The following is a 4,472-nucleotide window of genomic DNA, read 5'->3' on the forward strand; positions in this document are numbered from 1 at the left end:
TCAAATTATTTTGCTTGTTTTGGTGGCAATAAATCTTGGATTGAAGACTGTTTTAAAACATCCTTAAAGCGATTTTCCGCCGTATGGATACTCGACAAAACTTCCCGCGACCCTGCCTCAATCATTTCTGGTGAATCAAAGACTCGACCGGCTAATTTGGTCGATTGGATAAAACTATCCGTTCCCTCGATAGCTTCGTAGACATCCAAAAGCGTAATATCTTTTGGTTGGCGGGCCAAAGTGTAGCCACCATCTTTGCTGGCAATTGCTTCGACAATTTCGGCCACGACAAGTTTTCTCATGGTTTTCTTTAAGTAGGAATCCGATACATCTAATTTCTGACTCAAAGCCCGACTCTTGATGGGTTGGTTATCGTTGATACTTAGTAAAACTAAGATAACCAAACTCTGCTCGACACCAATCGACATTTTCATCGCATAATTCTCCAAAGTTAAATACTATTATAACTTATTCTTTAGCAGAATTTGGAAATAAAACAGTATCATTCTCTAACTTGCGATGGTACATCAACCAAGTCAACACCATCGATACCAATCCGAGAACCAACAAAACCAGTAAGTCAGTGGTAGCCGAACCGCCAATTGAAATCACTTGACGCAAGGCGTCAACGGAATAGGTCATTGGCATGAAAGGATGGATGGCCTGGAAGAAGTGGTTCGAAAGCTCGATTGGATAAGTTCCCGCACTAGCACTCAGCTGCAAAACCATGAAGACCAGCAACAAAGCCGACCCCCGCTTTCCCAAGGCAACAATCACCATGGTCACAAACTGGTTGAAAGCAAAGGCCGTCACCAAGGCCACGACGAAGGTCATCAAAATATGCTTAGGAGCCATCTGATCAACGAGGACTAACAAGCCCGTCATGATGACCGCCTGGGCAACCCAAACCGTGGCTGTCACGGTTTGCTTTTCAGCCCACCAATGTAGACCACTCTTAGGCTTTTTGCCTAGAGTAATAAAATCAAAGGCCGTACTGAAAGAAATCATGCCGACAAAGAGACCAACCGACATCATATAAGGTGCCATCCCAGTTCCATTGTTAGCAATGTTTGAAAGTGACGTGCTCTTATTTTTGACCGGACTCGTCAAAGCCTGGACATTCTTCTTATCCGTATGAACAACTGATAACTTGACCGCTCCGTTTGCCAAGCTTTGGGCCAGTTGTTCACTACCACTCTGGGCCGTTTGTAAGGCCGTTGTGACCTGGTTTTCAGCCGCAACAAGTTGGCTTGCTCCAGCACTCAAGGCAGTTGCCCCACCATTTAGCGTTTGGCTTTGCCCATTTACTTGACCTAAGCTATTTTCTAAGGTTGTTGCCCCTTGAGCCAGGTTTGTTGCTCCCGGTGCTGCTTGAGTGGTTAACACATTGGCGAGTTGGCTGAGACTGGCATTCAACTGTTGGATGGCTGCCTTGGCACCATTGTTAAGCGTTGTCGCTTGTGTCGTTAATGTAGTTAACTGCGTCTTCAAACCAGTAATTTGCTGCGTAACCGCTGTGGTCAGAGCCGCAGAAGACGTTTTCAAATCCTGGGAAGACTTCTCTGTCGCCGTTAGGTTTGATCTAAGGTCGTTAACTTGTTGGGCGAAGGCCGGGTCAGTTTTCACCTTATCTTGCACCGTTGGGTCTGCTAGGACCGCATTAACATTCTGATCAACATTTGATAAGCCAGAATTGACGGCCGTTACATCGCTATCCAACTGACTGTGGTCAATCGCTACCTGCAATTGAGAAAGTTGTTGTAAGCCTTGGTTCACTTTATCAAAGCCGACATTAAGTTGACTGATATTAGCGGCATTAGCCGTTTGTCCCTGGTTAATCCCAGTCCCAATCTTTTGTAAACTAGTAGCCAACTGGTTATTACCTGTAACTAGAGTCGCAGAACCAGTAGTTAATTTACCGACGGCCCCAGTATACTGGGCAAGACCATTACTTAAGGTCGCTGACCCAGTTTGCAGGGTCGTCGTTCCAGCCTGCAACTGGCTGGCTCCGTTTTTAATTTTACCGAGGGCTGCCCCCAGTTGATTGACACCAGTAGCAGCCTTCGAAAAGCCATCTTGAGAAGTTTTAGTTCCCTTCAATAAGTTTTGCAAATAAACCCTTTGCAGTGACTGGCTTACCTTATTTTTTAATTTTTCAGCGGCCGAATCGGTAATCTTTTGCGCGAAGAAACTTCGACCCCCATTTTGCTGAATGTCAATTGTCGGCGTCTTGGGGGTCTTTCCCAATAGGGTCCCAGAAGATTTGGTAAAGTCAGCTGGAATCGTGACCGTCATATAGTACTTGCCACTCTTCAAACCTGACTTGGCGGTCTTTTCACTGACCTGGGTGAACTTTAAATCTTGGCCATTGACCAAAGACGTCGTTAGGTCTTGACCCAAGTTTTCTGTCTTACCATTGACCGTTGTAGTTTGGTCCTGGTTGACAACCGCGACCGGTAAATGGCTGACATGGCCATAGGTATCCCAGAGGGATGATAAAAAGATAACAGCATAAAGACTGGGGATTAGGGCAATGACGCCTAGGGCAATCACCATCCCCCTAATCCCCCTAACCCGCTGCCATTCGTTTGATTTAAATAATTTCATCGTTTCATAATCCATATCCTTTTAATATCTATGGATAGATTATATACCCGGATAACTAACAAAGCAACTGGCAATGGCTTCCCGATAAAATTAAATTCCCAAATGGTTTGAGGGGGAGAATTCGAACCCTCTCCCAACTTGAATCGCCCTCCTCTTTAATATTCCACAGCATAAAAAAAGCACCACCGCTCCTGATCGACTTTTCGTCATGTCAGTACGGTAGTGCTTTTAATTAATGATTAAACACCAAAGATTTTAGCAACTTGGGCTTGAACCTTGTTCAAGTAAGTTTCTTGGTCCTTTTCTGATTGAGCAAACTTAGCTTCATCAATGCTTTGACCATCAAGGATAACAGCGTCAGCCATCATTTGAGTGGCATCAGCGTAGTCTTGGTAGGCCTTTGCTAAGGTCTTGTGAGCGCCCATGAAACGAACAGGAATTGTCAAACCGGCCAATGTCTTGGCACCGTCTTGGTAGACGGCAACGGCGTCATCGAATTCAGCCTTGATTTCAGAAAAGTCAGCCTTTGGCATATCGGCCAAAGCGTCCTTTTGCTTAGCTTCATCAAGCTTCACGAAAAATGGTGAAACGTGGTCAGCTGTTTCTTGGGTCTTAGTCAAAACTTCTTGCAAAGCTTGTAAGTAGTATTGGAGTTGCTTGGGATTAAATTTTGCCAATGTTCATTATCCTTTATTGTAAAAATGTCGTTGGACCCATTTTACCAGTTCAACCACCACAATGATAGAGAAAGCTGCTGCGGCAACAATCAACCATTGGTAAGTATCTAAGTAAGTCACGTGGAAGATTGGGTTCAATGGCTTGATGAAGACAACGGCCATCATAGCCAAAAGTGAGAACAACAAGGCCCAGTTAAAGAACTTGTTGGCCACGGCCTGTGGACCTAATTCTGATTGGTAAACGCTCTTAACGTTAAAGGCGTTAAACATTTGCATCAATCCTAAGGTCATAAAGGCCATCGTTAAGGCATCCCCATGAATCAATTCTGATCCCTGGTGTTCTGGGAAGGCCAAGGCAATTCCATAAACGGATAAGACAATCACGGCTTGCAAGATTCCCTGCCAGATAATGGCTGGACCAACACCACCGGATAAGAAGTTTGCCGTCTTACCACGCGGCTTTTGCGACATCGATCCTGGTTGTGATGGTTCCAAGCCTAAGGCAATCGCTGGTAAGGTATCGGTGACCAAATTAATCCAAAGAATCATGACCGGAGCCAGAACTTCCCAACCGAGGAGGGTCATCATGAAGATGGCAACCACTTCGGCCAAGTTCGAGGCCAGCAAGTACTGCAAGGCCTTTTGAATGTTAGCGAAGACCTTCCGGCCTTCCTTCACGGCCGAAACAATCGTGGCGAAGTTATCATCAGCCAAGACCATATCGGCGGCTTCCTTAGAAACTTCCGTTCCGGTAATTCCCATGGCAATTCCGATATCGGCGGTCTTTAAGGCAGGCGCATCGTTAACACCGTCACCGGTCATTGCGACAACCTTGCCCTTGTCTTGCCAAGCTTGGACAATCTTCACCTTATGGGCTGGGGCAACTCGAGCATAGACTCGGACATCTTTCACCCGATCTTCGAAGGCCTCATCGGACATTTCATCCAATTCGGCTCCCGTCATGACGGCCTTAGTCCGGTCGTCTTCGTCCGTTAAAATACCCAATCGACCGGCAATCGCTGCCGCGGTCTTAGGGTGGTCACCCGTAATCATAATTGGTTGGATACCGGCCTTCTTCGCCTGAGCAACGGCATCCTTGACCTCTGGTCGTTCGGGATCAATCATGGCAATCATTCCCACCAAGGTCAAATCTTTTTCTATTTCATCGGCTTGGGGGTCCGCTGGAAC

General features: G+C 46.2%; 4 protein-coding genes. All 4 read right to left on the reverse strand.

The window, feature by feature from the left end:
• Positions 1-5 precede the first annotated feature (5 nt).
• On the reverse strand, positions 6-434 hold the full coding sequence (locus AOQ29_RS03605) for an Rrf2 family transcriptional regulator (RefSeq protein WP_061993173.1): 429 nt from the start codon (positions 432-434) through the stop codon (positions 6-8).
• A gap of 34 nt (positions 435-468) precedes the next feature.
• Positions 469-2,607, reverse strand: coding sequence for a YhgE/Pip family protein (locus tag AOQ29_RS03610; protein WP_061993174.1), 2,139 nt, complete (start codon positions 2,605-2,607; stop codon positions 469-471).
• A 239-nt stretch (positions 2,608-2,846) separates the two neighbouring features.
• The gene (locus AOQ29_RS03615) at positions 2,847-3,284 is read right to left on the reverse strand and encodes a hypothetical protein (protein ID WP_061993175.1); all 438 of its coding nucleotides are present in this window, start codon (positions 3,282-3,284) and stop codon (positions 2,847-2,849) included.
• A 6-nt stretch (positions 3,285-3,290) separates the two neighbouring features.
• Positions 3,291-4,472 (reverse strand): cation-translocating P-type ATPase (locus tag AOQ29_RS07955; protein ID WP_242977390.1); only part of this gene is annotated, 1,182 nt, incomplete at its 5' end.

The organism is Fructobacillus ficulneus (assembly GCF_001047075.2).
Lineage (GTDB): Bacteria > Bacillota > Bacilli > Lactobacillales > Lactobacillaceae > Fructobacillus > Fructobacillus ficulneus.

Excerpts from the sequence above, each read along its gene's own strand:
- AOQ29_RS03605 (WP_061993173.1), bottom strand. The coding sequence starts at position 434 with ATGAAAATGTCGATTGGTGTCGAGCAGAGTTTGGTTATCTTAGTTTTA.
- AOQ29_RS03610 (WP_061993174.1), bottom strand. The coding sequence starts at position 2,607 with ATGAAATTATTTAAATCAAACGAATGGCAGCGGGTTAGGGGGATTAGG.